Annotated in this window: 16 protein-coding genes; 5 read left to right on the top strand and 11 right to left on the bottom strand. The window is 43.3% G+C overall.

Annotated features, from left to right (window positions below; genetic code table 11):
• Nucleotides 1–469: 469 nt before the first annotated feature.
• The 4 genes from KOLE_RS00470 to KOLE_RS00455 form a co-directional block, all read right to left on the bottom strand.
• Nucleotides 470–988, bottom strand: a complete 519-nt coding sequence (locus KOLE_RS00470; protein WP_012744607.1) for a flavin reductase family protein — start codon at nt 986–988, stop codon at nt 470–472.
• Nucleotides 989–1,167: 179 nt separating this feature from the next.
• On the bottom strand, nt 1,168–1,791 hold the full coding sequence (locus tag KOLE_RS00465) for a cyclase family protein (RefSeq protein ID WP_012744606.1): 624 nt from the start codon (nt 1,789–1,791) through the stop codon (nt 1,168–1,170).
• Nucleotides 1,792–2,007: 216 nt separating this feature from the next.
• Nucleotides 2,008–3,036, bottom strand: a complete 1,029-nt coding sequence (locus KOLE_RS10975; RefSeq protein WP_012744605.1) for a hypothetical protein — start codon at nt 3,034–3,036, stop codon at nt 2,008–2,010.
• A gap of 138 nt (nt 3,037–3,174) precedes the next feature.
• Nucleotides 3,175–3,765, bottom strand: a complete 591-nt coding sequence (locus KOLE_RS00455) for a plasmid pRiA4b ORF-3 family protein (RefSeq protein ID WP_012744604.1) — start codon at nt 3,763–3,765, stop codon at nt 3,175–3,177.
• Between the two features lie 454 nt (nt 3,766–4,219).
• On the opposite strand from KOLE_RS00455, the gene KOLE_RS00450 reads away from it, so the two are divergent.
• The 3 genes from KOLE_RS00450 (at nt 4,220) to KOLE_RS00440 (ending at nt 6,296) form a co-directional block, all read left to right on the top strand.
• Complete coding sequence (locus tag KOLE_RS00450) at nt 4,220–5,023, top strand: metallophosphoesterase family protein (RefSeq protein ID WP_012744603.1); 804 nt, start codon at nt 4,220–4,222, stop codon at nt 5,021–5,023.
• 71 nt (nt 5,024–5,094) lie between these two features.
• Complete coding sequence (locus KOLE_RS00445) at nt 5,095–5,439, top strand: DUF6506 family protein (RefSeq protein ID WP_012744602.1); 345 nt, start codon at nt 5,095–5,097, stop codon at nt 5,437–5,439.
• The gene (locus KOLE_RS00440) at nt 5,436–6,296 is read left to right on the top strand and encodes an aminotransferase class IV (RefSeq protein ID WP_012744601.1); all 861 of its coding nucleotides are present in this window, start codon (nt 5,436–5,438) and stop codon (nt 6,294–6,296) included. Before KOLE_RS00445 ends, KOLE_RS00440 begins: the two co-directional genes overlap by 4 nt.
• Before the next feature lie 177 nt (nt 6,297–6,473).
• On the opposite strand, the gene KOLE_RS00435 is transcribed toward KOLE_RS00440, so the two are convergent.
• The 5 genes from KOLE_RS00435 to KOLE_RS00415 form a co-directional block, all read right to left on the bottom strand.
• Nucleotides 6,474–6,767 carry a helix-turn-helix domain-containing protein gene (locus KOLE_RS00435; RefSeq protein WP_012744600.1) on the bottom strand — a complete coding sequence of 98 codons (294 nt, stop codon included), beginning with the start codon at nt 6,765–6,767 and terminating at the stop codon, nt 6,474–6,476.
• Nucleotides 6,764–7,003, bottom strand: a complete 240-nt coding sequence (locus KOLE_RS00430) for a helix-turn-helix domain-containing protein (RefSeq protein WP_012744599.1) — start codon at nt 7,001–7,003, stop codon at nt 6,764–6,766. Before KOLE_RS00430 ends, KOLE_RS00435 begins: the two co-directional genes overlap by 4 nt.
• A gap of 1,705 nt (nt 7,004–8,708) precedes the next feature.
• A complete protein-coding gene (locus tag KOLE_RS00425; RefSeq protein ID WP_012744598.1) occupies nt 8,709–9,458 on the bottom strand; it encodes an ATP-binding cassette domain-containing protein in 750 nt (249 codons plus the stop codon).
• Complete coding sequence (locus KOLE_RS00420; RefSeq protein WP_012744597.1) at nt 9,455–10,414, bottom strand: ABC transporter permease; 960 nt, start codon at nt 10,412–10,414, stop codon at nt 9,455–9,457. Before KOLE_RS00420 ends, KOLE_RS00425 begins: the two co-directional genes overlap by 4 nt.
• A 5-nt stretch (nt 10,415–10,419) precedes the next feature.
• Nucleotides 10,420–11,385: an ABC transporter substrate-binding protein gene (locus KOLE_RS00415; RefSeq protein ID WP_012744596.1), complete on the bottom strand. Its 966-nt coding sequence runs from the start codon at nt 11,383–11,385 to the stop codon at nt 10,420–10,422.
• A 532-nt stretch (nt 11,386–11,917) separates the two neighbouring features.
• Here KOLE_RS00415 and KOLE_RS00410 point away from each other — a divergent pair.
• A complete protein-coding gene (locus KOLE_RS00410; protein ID WP_012744595.1) occupies nt 11,918–13,279 on the top strand; it encodes an ATP-binding protein in 1,362 nt (453 codons plus the stop codon).
• 243 nt (nt 13,280–13,522) lie between these two features.
• The gene (locus KOLE_RS00405) at nt 13,523–14,605 is read left to right on the top strand and encodes a hypothetical protein (protein WP_012744594.1); all 1,083 of its coding nucleotides are present in this window, start codon (nt 13,523–13,525) and stop codon (nt 14,603–14,605) included.
• 50 nt (nt 14,606–14,655) lie between these two features.
• Here KOLE_RS00405 and KOLE_RS00400 read toward each other — a convergent pair whose 3' ends face one another.
• Both KOLE_RS00400 and KOLE_RS00395 read right to left on the bottom strand, forming a co-directional pair.
• Entirely contained in the window at nt 14,656–15,084 is a 429-nt protein-coding gene (locus tag KOLE_RS00400) for a DUF7670 domain-containing protein (RefSeq protein WP_041288598.1), read from the bottom strand.
• 1,447 nt (nt 15,085–16,531) lie between these two features.
• Complete coding sequence (locus tag KOLE_RS00395) at nt 16,532–17,866, bottom strand: ATP-binding protein (protein ID WP_012744590.1); 1,335 nt, start codon at nt 17,864–17,866, stop codon at nt 16,532–16,534.
• Nucleotides 17,867–18,025: the final 159 nt, after the last annotated feature.

Here is an 18,025-nt window from a genome sequence, read left to right as displayed (position 1 = left end):
TTTTACCAATTAAATTGGGTTTTGTCAATGGTCTTAAATCTGGTTTGTCATCCTGAACTTGATTCAGGATCTTATTCATAAAACAAACCCAGATTCTGGATAGAAGATTTCCGGAATGACAGTTTTTTCAACCGCTTTCGGTTCGAGACAACCACGAAGTGGTTCGGAACAACTCCGAAGGAGTTCGTGTCAACCGCTTGCGGTTCGTGTCGCTTTATTAACTGACAGCGTCGCAAGCCTCAACCTCGTGAGCGTCGCTCCACCAGCTGACAGCCTCTGCAAGCGTCCTGGACGTAGTCCAGCACTTCGCAGCGTAGCAGGGCTTACCCACGCGCTAGCGTGCTTACCGGTTCTCGATTCTCGGTTCTCGGATTTCATCAGCGTCCGCAAGCCTCAGTCTTCGAACGTCGCTCTACCAGCTGATAGCCTCTGCAAGCGTCGTATTATCAAATGCCAGCCTCCGCAAGCCTCAACGTTGTGAGCCTCCGTCTGCATATGTCGGAGCAGTCTTCGGGGATCTTCCTCCCTTAATTTCATGATAATAGGCATATGTCATGGGTTCTTTTTCATCGACAACTTCCGCATTAACGATTTCTCCAATATAAAGCACATGGGTTCCAACATCAACTACGTTTACCACTTTCGCTTCTAAGTTCGCTATGCAGTAGTCTTCCAACAACGGGACACCGGTTACCCCTATTTTGTGATTTATTTCTTTGAACTTGTCTAACTCTCTTCCGGACCTAAATCCAAAGTGTCCTATTAGTTTTAATGGGGTATCCTGGGATAGAACTGACACTCCAAATACTCTGCTTTCTTGGATGAAGTCATGGGTTAAGTTCTGTTTATTTATGCAGATCGCTATTGTTGGCGGTTCAGCTACAACCTGGAACACAACATTAGCAATCTGCCCGTTTTTCTTCTCATTCGTCTTCGAAGTAATCACGTACATGCCATAAGTGACCTTAAACAAAGCCTCATAATCCATATTTTCCCCTCCGTAGCAGGTATTAAAATAAAAAGCCTTGGTTCTCCAACACCTCATTTACCATTCTACATCATCATTACCTTTGACATAAAAATCCTCCATATCTAATAACTACCAGCCCGCGAAAATCCGGGGTTTCCTCATAAATATCCTACAGAAGAGTCTGTCGCGTTTTTATCCTACCCCATCACACGGGCAATCACTCTGGCGATAGAGGAATCGGCCTTTATTCTGAGTGGAAGGGCTATCACTTCAAAAGTATCTACGCAAAGCAGTTTGTCGAGATTCGTGAGGTTTTCAGCAATGAGTACGCCACCCGCAAACAGTATTTTGTGAATTTCGAAAGGATACCTGTCTGGAGAGGATGAGTCAAGCCCCAATATTTTGATCCTTCTTTCCACGAGAAATTCTGCGAATTCCTTTGAAACAACAGGGTTATTTAAGAAATATTCTTTTGTGCCGAATATTTTGTCGCGTCCCGTATAGAGAAGAAGGATGCTTCCTTCCTTTATAGCTGACTTGTATTCTTCTTTAAGTTCTATTACCTCTTGATCTCTGACATCCAGTACAACACCTTCACCGATCAAGGTTTCTAACGGGAAATCCAGAATGAGTTTTTCGCAATTTGTCATGTGCATGGGGCCATCGATATGTGTACCACTGTGCATACTTATTTCAAGCCTGTGATTGTTGTAACCGTCTTTGTCGAGCTGTCTTGACTGCCGCAGAATCGTCTCGTCATCACCGGGATATACGGCCATTCCATCTTCTATAATTCTCGTCAAATCTATGAATTTAGGCATCTTTCCCCTCCCCCTTTCAAAACATTAATGGCTATCACTGTTATTGTCCAGTTTTTTTATCGATGATAAGCTATATGAGTCAAAAGTATGTACGTGGAAAAAAGTGCCTGTCATTATTTTACTGAATTACTGAATGTATTTCCAATTTCTTACAACATCGCTTATCTTTGAATATGGAATTATGGATTGGAGAAAAGTGAAGGGTATGATATTCCTTTACCTTTCCAGTTGTGTGATAATAATAAATCCAGAAAATGGATATTGCATCCTGGTGACGAGTCCCCTTTGATCACAGTTTATTCTCAAAGATTCTTGGCCATTGAAGTATATGATCGAGTCGATCTCTCCATCTTCGCCCTCGTTTACCCAGCTGAGATTTATCTCAGGTATTTCAAGGATGGTGTCTTTATTCAAAAGCTCTGGATGGATGTAGTGCGGTCCAAGCAATGGCAAACCGTTTATCGTCTGTGAGATCGGAACCATCATGTCCGCAGTGTAGTAAGATAATCTGTAGCTGGCGATCGGCTTTTGAATGTTTTGAAATTCTATGGTTTCCCTTCCGGCGGGAGTGGTAAGCCCTGTGTAGAATGGATCATAGCTGTATATTTCATATGAGTGATTTTCACGTGCAGCCTCTGGAAAATCTTCGATCTCAGGACAGTTTGTGTAGAAAAGACCCATAAGTTGCATATTTATAACAGAACTACCATTTTCCTGTTTTTCCGAGAATAAGAACTTTTGAGCTTTTCCATCTTCAGAAATAAAGATCGTGTATGACGTACTTTTGTAGGTGATGTTAACCCATCTGATGCCTTCACCATATTGTCCACCCTTGACGATAATGCCCTGTCTTTCGTATTCTTCCCTTTGAGAAAGTATTTCCTGAATATCTCTCGGATCGACGTAGATAGATCCGTACAGTATCATGGGGTTCGGTGGAGTAACCATAATCCCGGGGTAATCGTACGCGAAGAGCGTCAATCCATAGATCAGGTTGTTTTCAACCTGCGTAACGATAAAGACTGCATATCCCTTTCCATAGAATGCACTGCTTTCTTGTCCCGTCGGTAGCGTTCTCGTCCCGCCTTCCATTTCATAAACCGTAACAAGCCCGGGCTTTATCCAGCTTGGGATGGGATATTTTCCTTTGAAAAGCTGTGGTATGTTGCTTAAAGAAGGAATCTGGCAGATGGAGATTGACGAGAAAATGACAAATATCAGAAGGAAAGTCAGTTTTCTCACCATAACCACCTCCCGGTTTTATTCTAATGAATAGCAGGTAGCTTTGCCAAATTCCGGAGGCGGTGTACAAGAGGGAAAAAATGATGTATATCTAAAGCAAAGCGTAATGTATATGTCGCGTTAAGCATTGTGAGCCTTCCATCAAAAAATGTTTTTTAGACGTTTGTTGGGATCGTCAAAACTGACCTCATTTACATCAAAATGCTCCGGGTCAAAGTCCTCACCAAGCCACTCCAACAATTCTTCGTGCCTCTCATGAGCGGGGTCTTTTATAGCTTCCAGCAGTTCTTCGTATCCCCAGACACCTCCACAATCTTCAGGTGGACATGCTCTTTTCCCTTTGATACATACTGGATAAGTAACCCCTTTTTCCCGAGGAAGAATCTTTTCCAGCTCTATCTTATGTTCCCAATTATCGCCAAAATCATAGGTGTAATTTGCTTTTGGATTTTCCATTGAAAAATAATCAGCTATTTTTTGTTTCCAACCCGGAAGAACATCACGACCAAAATCCTCATCTGGAATCCCTATATTCACCTTTAGCCCAGTTGAAGGGTTTATTATTTCGAATTCATGTAGATGATAATCTAACCATCCCATGGCGTCTTGAATGGCAACATGCAAATCCCAAAATGTATAGGTCTCTGGAACCTGTATTCGTCGCCATATTGGTGGCTTAATACCCTTTAGCGTAATCTTAAATTGGTACACACGATTGAACTTCTTTTTCATTGTGACCCCTCCTATTAGCCACTATAAATTCTTGTGGTTATAAACATCTTTCAAATCACATAAACACGTTTCGTCTAATGTTATGCGTGTATACAAAGCTAATAAAAGTTGGATAAGCAAAAGCGCACCTTATAACCGCTAACATATTCTCACCACGACCGTATTATAGCATGGTGGAAATTTGGTGTTTTCATCTCTTCTGGATAAGAATCTGCCACAATATTTCTTTCGTCATCCCGAGCTTAAAAAATAGGGACAAGCTTAAAAAATATAAAAAATAGGGACAGACTCTTTTTTTGTCCCTATTTTTGTCTTTCTTCTGGATGAAAATGCATATGTTTACAGCATTTATTTTATACTTATAGTGGTTTACTGGCGGTAGAATCAGATAATTTCTTAGTTATAATGAAAACATTGAAATAATCGAAGGGCACTGATACTGAAGGAGGTCAACATGAAGCTTGCATTCATTTCTGATATACACGGAAATCTTGAAGCACTGGAAGCGGTGCTCGAAGACATCAAAAGGCGGGAAGTAGATCGGATATATTGCCTGGGAGACCTTGTGGGATATGGACCTGATCCGGAGAAGGTTGTTCAAAAGATCAAGGTTCTGGGTATCTCCACAGTGATGGGGAACTATGATGACGCTATTGCACACGAAAAGAAAAGCTGCGGTTGTGCCTACAACCCTGGTCGCGAAACGGAAGTAGGCAACATCACCTTAAACTGGTCCATCGCCAACACTTCCCAGGAATCGAAGGAGTTTCTTAAATCGTTACCGCATAAGCTGAATTTTGAGGCTGAAGAGGTCCGATTCCTCCTGGTGCACGGAAGTCCTCTGGATAATCTATTGGAGTACATAAAACCAGATACTCCTGTGGAACGACTCAAGGAGATAACGGAGGGAATATCAGCCGATGTAATAGTCAACGGACATACCCACTTGCCCATGGTACGCTGGATAAACGGCAAGCTTATTTTCAACGCTGGCAGTGTCGGTCGCCCGAAAGATGGAGACCCCAGGGCCTGCTATTTGATTGTTAATGTGAACAAGGGTTCTTTGAAACACGAATTTGTAAGGATCAGCTATCCGGTAAAAATAACGGTAGAAAAACTGGCGAAGTATAAACTTCCTATGGAACTTGCCACAGTCCTAGCCCTGGGAACAACCTTCAATATGGGGAAAAGCGACAAGACAGAAAAACGATCAAAAATAGACACAGACATTACCTTAGACCCAGGGATAAGAGAATAAAAAGTTGAAAGTTGAATTCCTGGCGGCCATAGGTATAAACTATATAGCGTATCACCGAAGGAGGAATTTTTATGCCTTTTAAAAGCCTGTTTCTTTCAGGTGCTCCAGATGCAAATCCAGAGAAAGATAAGGCTTTAGTTAAAACGGAACTTGCGGAACTTGAGGTCGTACTCGTAAAACACAGCGAATTTTCGAAGATTCTGGATATATGCAAAGACTTTGCAGACAGAGGAGGAAACGCAATAATCCTTTGTCCGGGTTTTACTCATGAGCAGGTCGCAAAAATTTCTGAAACCGTTGGGGAAAGTGTTTCGGTAAATGTAGCCAGGGGGGACGGGAAAAGCGCGGTAGCTGCCAGGAGGGCTATGGAAAGAGCAGGCTGGTTTAATCAGAAAGGAAGTGGTCAGAATCAATGAAAGCATTTTTGAATGGAAAATTTGTTGAAAAAAACGAAAAGCTAATAACTCTTGAAAACAGAGGCCTGACCTTTGGCGATGGGCTCTTCGAAGTCCTCAGAGTAAAAGATGGGCATATCTTTTTCTTCGAAGACCATCTATTGCGAATGAAAAGCAGTGCGTCCTTTTTTGGCATTCCCTTTCCCTATTCACTTGATGAAATAAAAAACAGAGCCCACGAATTGATCTCTCTTAACCGTATAAATGATGGCGAGCTGTACATAGAACTGACCCGTGGTGTTGATACAAACCGTGAGCATAGATACCCACCGAGAAGCACACAAACCACATTTTTCATGCTCGCTATTCCCCTGCGTGAGATCAATCCTGAAAACTGGAAAAGGGGTGCCGCGGTCTTCAGCTTTCCGGATCTACGCCACAAACTCTGTGAGCATAAGACCATAAACCTCCTTCCAAACGTGATGGCAAAGAACTTTGCCTATGAACGTGGAGGTTATGAAGCACTCATGTACAGAGAGAATTCAAAAGGAAAGTATATAACCGAAGGAGGCAGCTCAAACTACTTCCTGGTAAAAAATTGTACTGTGATAACCCCTGAAATAGATAACATACTTCCCGGAATTACCAGAAGCAAGGTCATCAAACTCCTCAAAGAAAGTGGAATAGAAGTGGTGGAAAGAAGAGTATATCTGGAGGAATTCCTTAGTGCTGATGAAGTCTTCCTGGTAAGTACCGTTTCCATGGTGATGCCAGTGCGAAGAATAGACGACAGAGAATTCAAGGCTCCCGGTGAAATTACCTTAAAAGCTATGGAACTTTACAGAGACTTTATGGACAAAGAAAAAGAGCGGTATTAACCGCCCCTATTTTTTGAACCTATCTCTTAACTGGTTGATGTATGTCACCATCACGATTTCGTTTTTCACTGTTACATCTATAAGCGTGAAAATCCCCGTAACACATATCCCTCACTGAATGCACTTGCCTTTTCTGGACACACGTGCTTGTCACTATTTTTGTGGGCCTCGCCATGCTTATCCCTGCGTTAGCGTGCTTACCAATTCCCGATAAACCTCTATATTATAACCAAGGGATCTTAAATACATTAATTCTTTCCAGTTTGGAAGGCGCGATCTCCTCACGTAATTCGGGAACAGCACCTCTACCGGCATTTTTAGAACATAAGCTATATTGTCAGAAACATAAAAGGGAGGTTTTATTCTCTCACGCTCCACAGCAGATATATACTTACTATCCTTTCCGATTAACCTCCCCAGTTCCTTCTGGGTCAATGAAAATTGCAATCTCGAATAAACCAGCAGATTCATAATTTGGCATCTTCCTTTCTAAAAAGTGGTGAATGACGCTTTTCAAGGAATTCCGGGACAAGAACTTCAACAGGAACTCCAAGAATTGCTGCTATTGTATCTGCAAGAAAAAAATCAGTTAGTTTTACCTTGCCGTTCTCAATCTTTGAAAGGGTGGCACGGCTTATCTTCGCTTTTTCAGCAAGTTCTTCCTGAGTCATTCCCCTTTTAATCCTGATTTCCTTAAGTTTCATCATTTTTACCTCCATTTTATCCTCTACCCTAAACACCGGATCCAAAACCCGCTCTTCATCTAAGATCCAGTATCCAACATCCAATCCCGCTTTTTATTCTACTGTCTTCGAACATCGCACCATCAGCTGACTGCGTCGCAAGCCTCAGTCTTCGAACGTCGCTCCACCAGCTGACAGCCTCTGCAAGCGTCTTGTTTTTTCTCGGACTCTCGGATCTCGATTCTTACCAGGAGTTCGTGTCAACCGCTTGCGGTTCGAGACAACCACGTAGTGGTTCGGAACAACTCCGAAGGAGTTCGTTACAATCCCGAAGGGATTCGTACCTAAAGCGTAGCAGTGCTTACCCACGCGCAGCGTGCTCACCAGCCGCACAGCGGCCCTCTCGGATTCTCGCCCTCTCGGATTCTCGTCTTTTATTCAGCGTCTGCAAGCCTCAGCCTCGCAAGCGTCGCTCCACCAGTTGACTGCCTCTGCAAGCGTCCTGGACGTAGTCCAGCTCTTTCCGCCGCAGGCGCATGCCAACTGCGAAGCGGTTCGAGACAACCACGAAGTGGTTCGGGACAACTCCGAAGGAGTTCGTGTCAACCGCTTGCGGTTCGTGTCGCTTTATTAACTGACAGCGTCTGCAAGCCTCAACCTCGTGAGCGTCGCTCCATCAACTGACAACGTCGTGAGCCTCGGTCGTCAGCACTTCCACTGCGAAGCAGTTTACGCCCACTCCAAAGGAGTGCTCACAGCTCGAAAAACAGGGACTGTACCTCAGTGGACTGTACCTGTTTTTCGAGGTTTACTAATGGCGCAGCTGGGCTTACCCCCAGCGTAGCAGAGCTTACCCACGCGCAGCGTGCTCACCAGCCGCACAGCGACCCTCTCGGATTCTCGGATTCTCGTCCTTTATTCAGCGTCCGCAAGCCTCAACCTCGTGAGCGTCGCTCCACCAGTTGACTGCCTCTGCAAGCGTCCTGGACGTAGTCCAGCTCTTTCCGCCGCAGGCGCATGCCAACTGCGAAGCGGTTCGAGACAACCACGAAGTGGTTCGGAACAACTCCGAAGGAGTTCGTGTCAACCGCATGCGGTTCGTGTCGCTTTATTAACTGACAGCGTCGCAAGCCTCAACCTCGTGAGCGTCGCTCCATCAACTGACAACGTCGTGAGCCTCGGTCGTCAGCACTTCCACTGCGAAGCAGTTTTCGCCCACTCCAAAGGAGTGCTCACAGCTCGAAAAACAGGGACTGTACCTCAGTGGACTGTACCTGTTTTTCGAGGTTTACTAATGGCGCAGCTGGGCTTACCCCCAGCGTAGCAGGGCTTACCCACGCGCAGCGTGCTCACCAGCCGCACAGCGGCCCTCTCGGATTCTCGTCTTTTATTCAGCGTCCGCAAGCCTCAACCTCGTGAGCGTCGCTCCACCAGTTGACTGCCTCTGCAAGCGTCCTGGACGTAGTCCAGCTCTTTCCGCCGCAGGCGCATGCCAACTGCGAAGCGGTTCGAGACAACCACGAAGTGGTTCGGAACAACTCAGAAGGAGTTCGTGTCAACCGCTTGCGGTTCGTGTCGCTTTATTAACTGACAGCGTCCGCAAGCCTCAGCCTCGCAAGCGTCGCTCCACCAGTTGACTGCCTCTGCAAGCGTCCTGGACGTAGTCCAGCTCTTTCCGCCGCAGGCGCATGCCAACTGCGAAGCAGCTCACACTTTTTTGTATCCCCAATCAATCTGCTGCAAGCAGTGCGGCCGTTCCTATCATTGCCTTGAGTTCTGACGCAGCAACCTTTCTTGTTGTTTTATCAATAATAGCAGATACTTTACCATCTTCCATCACTATTACACGCTCGCCATAGTTTTCGGCTATTGCCATGTCGTGAGTTATCATAACTACAGTAGTGCCGAGTTCTTTGTTTATTCTCTCTGTTAGCTCCATTATGGTTTCCGTGCTCCTGGGATCGAGTGCCGCTGTGTGTTCGTCCAGGAGTAGAAGTTCAGGATCAGATGAAACCGCCATCACAAGGGCAAGCGCTTGCTTCTGTCCACCTGAAAGCTTCGAAGCTTTTCTCTTGAGATCACTTTCTAAGCCCAACTTCGTGGATTTGAGAAGTTCGATGCTCTTTTTGTCAATTCGACCAAATGTTAAGCCTCTCGATCCTTTTCTTCTGGCTAGTATGAGATTCTCCTCTATTGTCAGATTCGGAAACACACCGGTATTCGGATCCTGGCACACAATACTCGCTTTTCTGAATATTTGATTAGCTCTAACAGGTGAACCCATAATCTCGCAACTCCCACGCAGTGGTTTGATCTCCCCTGTAATCACCTTCAGAAGGGTTGACTTGCCCGCTCCGTTTGATCCCACTATGATTACAAACTCACCTGGAAGGATTTTCATTGACACACCTTTAAGCGCTGTTTTTTCATCCAACGTTCCCCTATTGTATACAACCTCAACGTTTTTCACACTTATCATGTTGTCACCTCACTTTTCTTAAAGCGTCTCAATGCGATGACAACAACCACAAATACGGCTGTCAGGAGCTTCATATCAGTTGGTTTAAAACCCACCTTATAGCCGTACTTCATCGCGACAGTGAGAAGGAGCTGATACGCTAATGCTCCAAAAAGTGGGCATAACATTCCGTACATCCAGCCAAATTTACCGAGAAGTATCTCCCCAAGAATTACGGAAGCAAGACATATGACAACGATACCAAGACCCATATTGACATCTGCAAAACCACTGTACATTGAGAAAAGACCTCCTGAAAGACCAGCGAATGCGTTCCCCAGGGCTAACCCGACATAAGCAAAAAGATTAGGGTTCATACCGAGTGTCTTAACAGCAAACCGATTTCGCCCATAACCCCTGAACATGATTCCAAACTCGGTTTTCAAGAAAACCCACATGAGCAGCAGAGCTCCTACCGCAAAGAGAGTTATAATGAATAGATCTCTTCCGTCAGAAATACCGTTGAAAGGTATTGAAATCGCTTTCGCACCTGAACCCTGATAAGAAGCAACAGTGCTACCCAGAAGATCGTCCAAAGGAGTTTTTCCTGCCATCTGCTCGTAATTCATGACTGCTCCAGTGTCAATCCTTGGAATCGGAAGATTCGGTGCCTTCATCACTCTAATATTGACTGAATAGAGTCCAGTCATAACCATTATTGAGGCAAGCAAAGAATTAACACGAAACCTTGTGGTTATGAAGGCCGTTACCACACCTGCCAGAGCAGATGCGATAACGGCGAGAATCAGAGAGTGGACCCACCAATGACCGGAACGAAGGAGTGCCACTGCGACGGCTCCCCCAAGTACATAGGATCCGTCCGGTGTCAAATCAGGAAGATCAACAATGCGAAAAGATATGTAAACACCCATGGCGGCTATAGATAAGAGCAACCCCTGCTCAAAAATCGAGATCACATTTGTCACCTCTCAACACCATTTTCAACAACTATATCGGCTCTCTCCACAAGTTCTTTTGGTATCTCCACTCCAAGTGCTTTCGCAAGATCCAAATTCACAAACAACTCCAAAGAATCAGGCCCGAGAATCCTTGATTCAATCTCGCTCGGCTTTGCTCCTTTCAGCAAAGCCAAAACTATACGCCCGGTTTCAATTCCTACCTGAAAATAGTTAAATCCAAATCCTATGATTCCTCCTCCTCTTGCTATGGAAATGTCCGCAGCAACTATCGGCTTTTTAAGCTTGATAGCAGCGGATCCAATTGCTTGAATTGAGGATGCTACGGTATTATCTGTTCCAACGTAAATAACATCAACGCTTGGTCCAATACTGTTAAGGGCTGTTATCATTTCATTTGGGGTTGTACCGGGAATATCGACAATGGTAAAACCAAGACTTGGGGCAGCTGATTTTGCAATCTCTGTCAGAGTCACAGAATTGGCTTCTCCCGGATTGTAGATCACCCCTACCTTCTTAGCCTCGGGAAACACCATTCTTATGAGCTTCAAATGCGTTGCAACTGGTACCATATCAGAGATTCCAACGATGTTCCCTTCATTCTTACCAAATTGTTTGATCAATCCTGCTCCAACAGGATCGGTTACCGCTGAAAAGACAACCGGCCTGTCAGTTATAGCCTGCGCACATGCTTGAGCCGAGGGGGTTGTCACGGCAACAACAATATCGATGTCCTCGGAAGCAAACTTCTTGGCTATTGCAACCGCATTCTGCACACTTCCCTGAGCACTTTGCCTATCCAATACAATGTCCTTGCCAACTTCAAAACCCGATTCTTCCAGAAAACTTATCATACCCTTTACAACTGCGTCGAGTGCTGGATGATCGACAATCTGAGTAACACCTATCTTGACAACACCAAAACCGACAATTGAAAGAAGGATGACCACGACGGTAATAAACCTTTTCATACAAACACCCCCTGTAAAGTTATATAAAAAAAGAGGGCATCTTTTTCAGATGCCCTCTTCTTCTACCTTATGAGTTCCCCAATTATGTAGCAAGTGGTATTGGGGGAACCCCTGAAGAGGGCAATCCCCTAAACCACCAATAATAAGCAAATATGGAATTTTTACTGCAAACTGATCTTTCTCTTAGCTTTAACATCCGCTTGCCTCCATAAATACTTTTCACATATCATACCAAAATTTACATTTTTAGTCAAGCTCACGAGTTGCCTCACAAAAAATCCACTCGAAAAAGAAAATGGACGCAGACCAAACTACAAAGTTCTGGCTTTTGCCCTGGTGGGTTTGTCCCCCACCGAATGCACTTGCCTTTTCTGGACACACGAGTCTGTCTCTAATTTTTAAACTTGGTTCTGGATTAAATTGTATGCATTATGGTATTATAGAGGAGTGCCAATCCACAAATTTCCGGAAATTTGTGGAGTATGAGTCCAAGTAATTCCAAACCCTTATAAACAAGTTGGTGGTGATATATATGGATCTCTCTCTTTTAAGTATTTACAATCCATGGTGGGATTTATCAAAAAATGCCAGTGAAATAAAGAACAAAATCTTAAAAAACTATGTGCAGGCATCATTTAAAAGAAATTACAGTGGTTTCTTTGACTTTGAAAGCAACGGTCTTTACATCCTCAGGGGACCCCGGCAAATTGGAAAGTCAACCCTTTTAAAGATCGCAATAAGCAAGCTAATAGAAAAAGGAGAAAGAAGATCGATTCTCTATATACCCCTTGATACGGTAAAAGATTTTAAAGTTCTCAGAGACATCCTCCTTGATTTTCTCAAATTCTCAAAATCTGAAAAGAAGAGATACATATTTCTGGACGAAATCAGCATGGTAGAAGATTGGCAAAAAGCAATAAAGGAATTGAGAGATAACACTGACTTCGCAGATGATTTCTTTGTACTAACAGGATCTTCAGCCTGGGACATTAAAAGGACTTCAGAAAGATTACCTGGAAGAAAGGGAAATGTAAAGTCAGATGTTTTACTTTTGCCGATGATGTTCTCTGAATTCTTTGAGAATATAGAAAGGAAGAAATCCCCAAAATACGATGTCAACGAAATAATTTCCCTGGGAAAAGATGATGAATACGAGCTCAGACTTATAAGCAAAGATACCGAGATATTGTTTGAGCAATATTTGAATTCTGGGGGGATTCCGGCTGTGATAGAAGCAGCATTATCCGGAGGAGGAGACCTTGAAAACCACTATGACACATTGTGGGATATTTTATTAGGAGATATAGAAAGACAGGGGTTATCAAGATCGAAACTTTTGGATGTTCTGGGTTTTACCTCGAGCAGATTATCTCAAAGATTTTCCTGGAAATCGGCAGCTTCTGAAGTCGAAATCGACACAAAAACCTTTCAAAAATATATTAATGCTTTGGCTTACAATTTCATGTGCGCGGTTTTGAAATTCCTTGACAAAGATACCCTCAGTCCACGAGAAAGAAAACAAAAGAAAGTTTACTTTTATGATGTCTTTCTCCTTTATACTCTCAGACAAAAGCTTGGAATCACCAATGATAAAGCCTCTCTTATTGAGAACATTGTTGGAACTCACTTGTTGTACAGATATGGAAAAAATCTTGAAAATGGGCTCACGGATTTTTTAGGTGTTGGTTACTGGTATTCAAAGGAAGGAAAGGAGATAGATTTTCTCGTTAATGGAATTCCTATTGAATTGAAATACCAAAATAAAATCAATGCAGATGACTTGAGAACAATAAAACGAGTATTTGGAAAAGGTATATTGCTTTCTAAGAAAACCCTCGATCTTTCCGGCGAGATAAAAATAATACCCGTATCGCTTTTTCTATATATGATATAGCGTGTATGTAGTCAAATAAAATTGCCACCCGATCTCTGGCACAAAGCAAATAGGAAAGCCGTATGCGGGAAAACTGCAAGAATTTTTTTCACTTGCCTTTCTAGACACACGGGACAGACACCGAAAAAGGTGTCTGTCCCTATTTTTTTCCTGTCCCTATTTTTTTCCGAACCTTTATGCACCAAATCTGCAATTGGGCTGAAAAATAAATGTGGTGTATATTTGAAGTATGGGGGTGGTTAAATGGTGGACTATATGAGAATGGCAGAGCTATTTGTTGATCACATAAAGAGGGAATATCCGGACGATATATCAATCGTCGCTTATTACGGGTCATACGCCCAGGGAACCCAAAATCATAATTCAGATTTCGACCTTTTCTTTATCCCTGCTACTGAACGCGGTTTTGAGTTGAGTGATTGCATCATTCTGGATGGAATCGGAATCGACTTCTTTTCTATTTCCTGGGATCGAGCGGAACGCATTGCGAATTTCAATGAGAATATTGTCTCGGTTATTGCCGATTGCAAACTTCTCTATGTTCGCTCTGAAGAAGACAAAGAGCGCTTGGAATCTTTGCAGGATATTATCCGGTCGTATCAGACGCCAAAAAAGCGAAAAGCCATGTTGGATAAGGCTGAACGGGTATTCAACGATACTTATCGAATCCTGCATTATCTAAGAAATTCGAAAGACATCTCAGAACAGAGAACAGAGGTATTCCATGCTTTAACCCACATCTTACAAAGCGTTGCGCTCATCAATCAGACATATTTGAAAAGCGGCTGGGGGAAAAACTTCAAACAGGTCTTCTCATTACCACTTCAACCTGAAGATCTTGAAAAATTGGTATATCAGGCTATTAACGCTAAATCAAAAAAAGAAATGTTAGAAGCTCTTGAAAAATTGTGCGATAGGACCGCAGGATTGTTGAAGAAAGAAAAGGAGAAATTTCGTTCAAAAAATTCCTTTGAATCTGTATTTAAGGATTTCTATGAAGAATTGCGATCGACATTTCTGAAAATTGAGACAGCTTGCGATAATAATCAGCCTGAGATCGCTTTTTGCGCTTCTGCAATGCTTCAAGATGAAGTTAAATACTGCCTTAACAAAATAGGGGACCGCAACATCATAGAAAGGTTTTCAAAGCTGGAACCACTGAGAGCATTTGACCCTTTGAATCTTAAACCCCTTAAAAGTGCAGCAGTAAGATATGAAAAAGAACTTGTAGAGTTGTTGGGAGAAAACAATGTTCCCATTACAAGAATGGATAATTTGGAGGAATACAGGAATTACCTAAAACAGCGAAAATATTTGGTCGAATAAACATTTTGGACATAAGAAAAATGCCCCTGAATTTTGCGGCAAATCTCCCTTTACAAATTATTTTGCAGTTTATGGGCTTTCCGCCAGTAAAGGACAAACAATATTCCCGGAACAAGCAAGAGAGTGTTTATTCCGTAAGGGGCATAGAGGAAGTTTATATTTTCAGTTAAAGGCCAATGGATGAAAAAAATAACATAATTTGCGGCGCTGAAAATAATGGCAATCCAGCCTCCAATGAGTTTCCACTTCCACGCTAATGCAAGCCCAATAATGCATATAAAGCTGAAAAATGGCGGGATGTTTTCGATGAACGGATAATTCTCAGCCGCATAAGGGTCTGTTACCCCCGTTGTAAAAAAGTTAGCGATATAACCGGCGAATATAAACACGCCAATCGCTATAACAACTACCGACCAGATTCTAGCTATCAGCAGCAAACGGCTTGGACCTTTTTTCTCTAACTTCACATTTTCTTCCATAACATCACCCCAATTAATCTACCTCCGATAGATTTTTCACATTTCTCTCCTAATTCCATTACGATTTTACACCCTTGAGTACTTCATATGGAAAACGCATTTAGTGTAAGGCTCTCTGCTATTATTTAATGCGAGCAATCGATAGTGGCGTAGGTTTTCTTTGCTCATGTTTTGGGTAAAGGGTCAATTTTCTATGGTCCCTTTAAATATCTGAATAACTACTTATTAAAAGTAGGGATAGACACAATCATTGCCTGAATTGACTCGTCATCCTGGACTTGATTCAGGATCTCATTCTTCAAAAAAGATTCTGGATTAAAGATTTTCAGAATGACAGTTTTTACCCACTCCGAAGGAGTGCACACCCCTGACGAAGTCAGGATCGAGTAGGAGGGGGGATCCCCCCCGTCCTCTCACAGAACCGTGCGTACGGGCCAACGTACACGGCTCATGGATTGAGTATCGGATTCTCCGACGGTGGTAGAATACCATCATACTACCTCCGCATGGCCTTCAGAATAAGTCGCATATAACAGAATCGGTTTCTTCTTCCACACAGGCATCGGTTTTCTACCCCTTTCGAGGAATATACCCAACCCTATAATGGATTACTTGCCTGCCCCAGCCATTTCAGACCACCGTCGGCATTTCAGCCTCCGTTACGGGCTCCTGTTATACTCGCTTTCCTTTGTGCCATTTCCTCAATCCTTCCCCCCTTCGCAAGTAACAGGCCCTTTCGGTTCCTGTTACCCCCATCGCTCAAGGCGATAGTCCCTTCTCCTTTCAGAGAGGTTCAACACTACTACGGGTTCGTCTGCCATCCTCCTCCGCTTCACCAGTCCTTGGGTCTCCCCATGTTCCGGCTTACCCATTTTGGGACGAGTGAGGACTTCCCCGGGTAAGACATACAGCTTTCATCCGAATCCTGCCATCCCAACCTGTAGAGTTGGAGCTCGGGCTTCCCCATGTAAGGCAAGGTTACTCTCTCTACCGGCCAACGCTGGTTCACTTTCGTTCAGTTCCGGATTTTGCCTTAGGCTTCCTTCAGATTCACCGTTACCAGTGACACCCTTGCCCTCAGCTAATGCTTATCTCGCTCCCCGCATTCGGGACTTTCACCCTATAGTTGTATGTCATGCCGGGCACACCTTACCCCCAGCGTAGCTGGGCTCACCCCCAGCGCAGCTGGGCATACCCATGGCCTTTTAATTTCAGCAATATCAACCGCTTGCGGTTCATGTCGCTTCGCTACCCGAAGGAGTGCACACCCCTGACGAAGTCAGGCTTACCACTAGCGAAGCTGGGTCCACCCATGCGAAGCGTGCTTTGTACATTCGTCATCCTGAACTTGATTCAGGATCTCTCCTAATCAACCGCTCGTGGTTCGGAACAACTCCGAAGGAATTCTCATCACTTGCATAGCCAGTCATACCCACTCGCGGTGTGCTTACCAATTCTCAGATTTTTGAAGAAGTAAAACATATGCAGGAATTGCTTCTATAGTAATATTTTTGTGTGTTATGGTTCTTTGAAGGTCCCATGTAATCAAATATCTTTTTCGAACTGCTTTGCCAGAAGGAAACTCCAGGAACCCTTCCAGTTCCCTTACAGATATTTCGTTGACATCAGATACGTATGTGATATTATACAGGTCAATCTCTTTACCCTCACGGCAAACAAAATCGATCTCTCTTTTACCTGACCAATAGAAAACATCATCGTATATTGTCCTAAGGTAGAGATACACAACATTTTCAAGCAGTTTTCCACGATCCGGAGTTAACGAACCACACATAGCGTTACGAAGGCCAGTATCAACCATGTAATATTTAGAAGGTCTTCTTATGGCTCTCTTTATAGAATAATCAAAATGACGTACCTCAAAACTCATATAAGCCTCTCCAAGATATTGAATATAATTGGCAATAGTGGTTGTTGATGATTTCTCGCCAAACTCAGCTTCTATAACTTTTTGCAGCCCGCGAATTGATAGCTTACAACCACTGTTTTGAGCTAGAAATAAAGAAACAAACTTGAGTAGCTTCATATTCAGCACATTGTAGTGCGTAGAAATATCCTTAAACAGGATGTCTTCTGCATACTGAGTGAGGATTCGCCTGGCTCTTGATTCGTTTATAGGTCTTCTGAGTACCACTTCTGGGAAGCCACCGAACCTCATATATTCGGCAAGGAGTCCTTTGATGGCATTCTTGTTTTTTCTTATGTATATGCTATCTGTGCTATACCCTTGATTTATGACAAGCTCACTGAAACTAAACGGTAAGGTTTCGAATACAACATGCCGGCCTGTGAGCAAACCAGCAAGTTCAGAACTCAGGAGTTTCGACGAAGAACCGGAGATAAAAACAGTATTATTGTGATGAGTATCAAGAAAAGTTCTTACCCACCTGTGCCAGTCCTTTACGTTTTGTACCTCATCAAGAAATAGAAAGAAATCTTCCCCACTATAAACCTTTTCTCCGTATACTTCTAGAAGACGTTGAATAGTTGATGGGGTGAGTTCTAAAGATGATAGGGTATAATCTTCGAAGTTAATGTAGAGACACCTCTCCGGTGCAATTTCTTTCATCAGATTCTGAATTATAAGATAAAGCAAAGTTGATTTCCCGGCTCTACGGGGCCCCTGAATTACAATCGCTCCGTGGTAATCCATAAAGGGTTTTATCTGTGAAAGCACCCTCCTCGGAATTATATTTAGTTGCTGATTACCCCAGAGGTTCCACCTTAATAAAACCTCGAAAAATTCTTCATCATTCATCATAATCACCGAAGAAATTATAACATATGACCTCCGCACAGGTCAATATTATAAAATCACGACCTGTTTGCAGGTCATACAGATATCTGCATAGAAAAATAAAAATATAGCAGGTGGTAAGAAAAAACGGTGGCGTGTAAAGTCTATAACAAATCTTTGATT

The sequence above is a fragment of the Kosmotoga olearia TBF 19.5.1 genome (genome assembly GCF_000023325.1).
Lineage (GTDB): Bacteria > Thermotogota > Thermotogae > Petrotogales > Kosmotogaceae > Kosmotoga > Kosmotoga olearia.
Note: the sequence above shows the minus strand (reverse complement) of the source record. Positions and strands in the feature narration are given on the sequence as shown.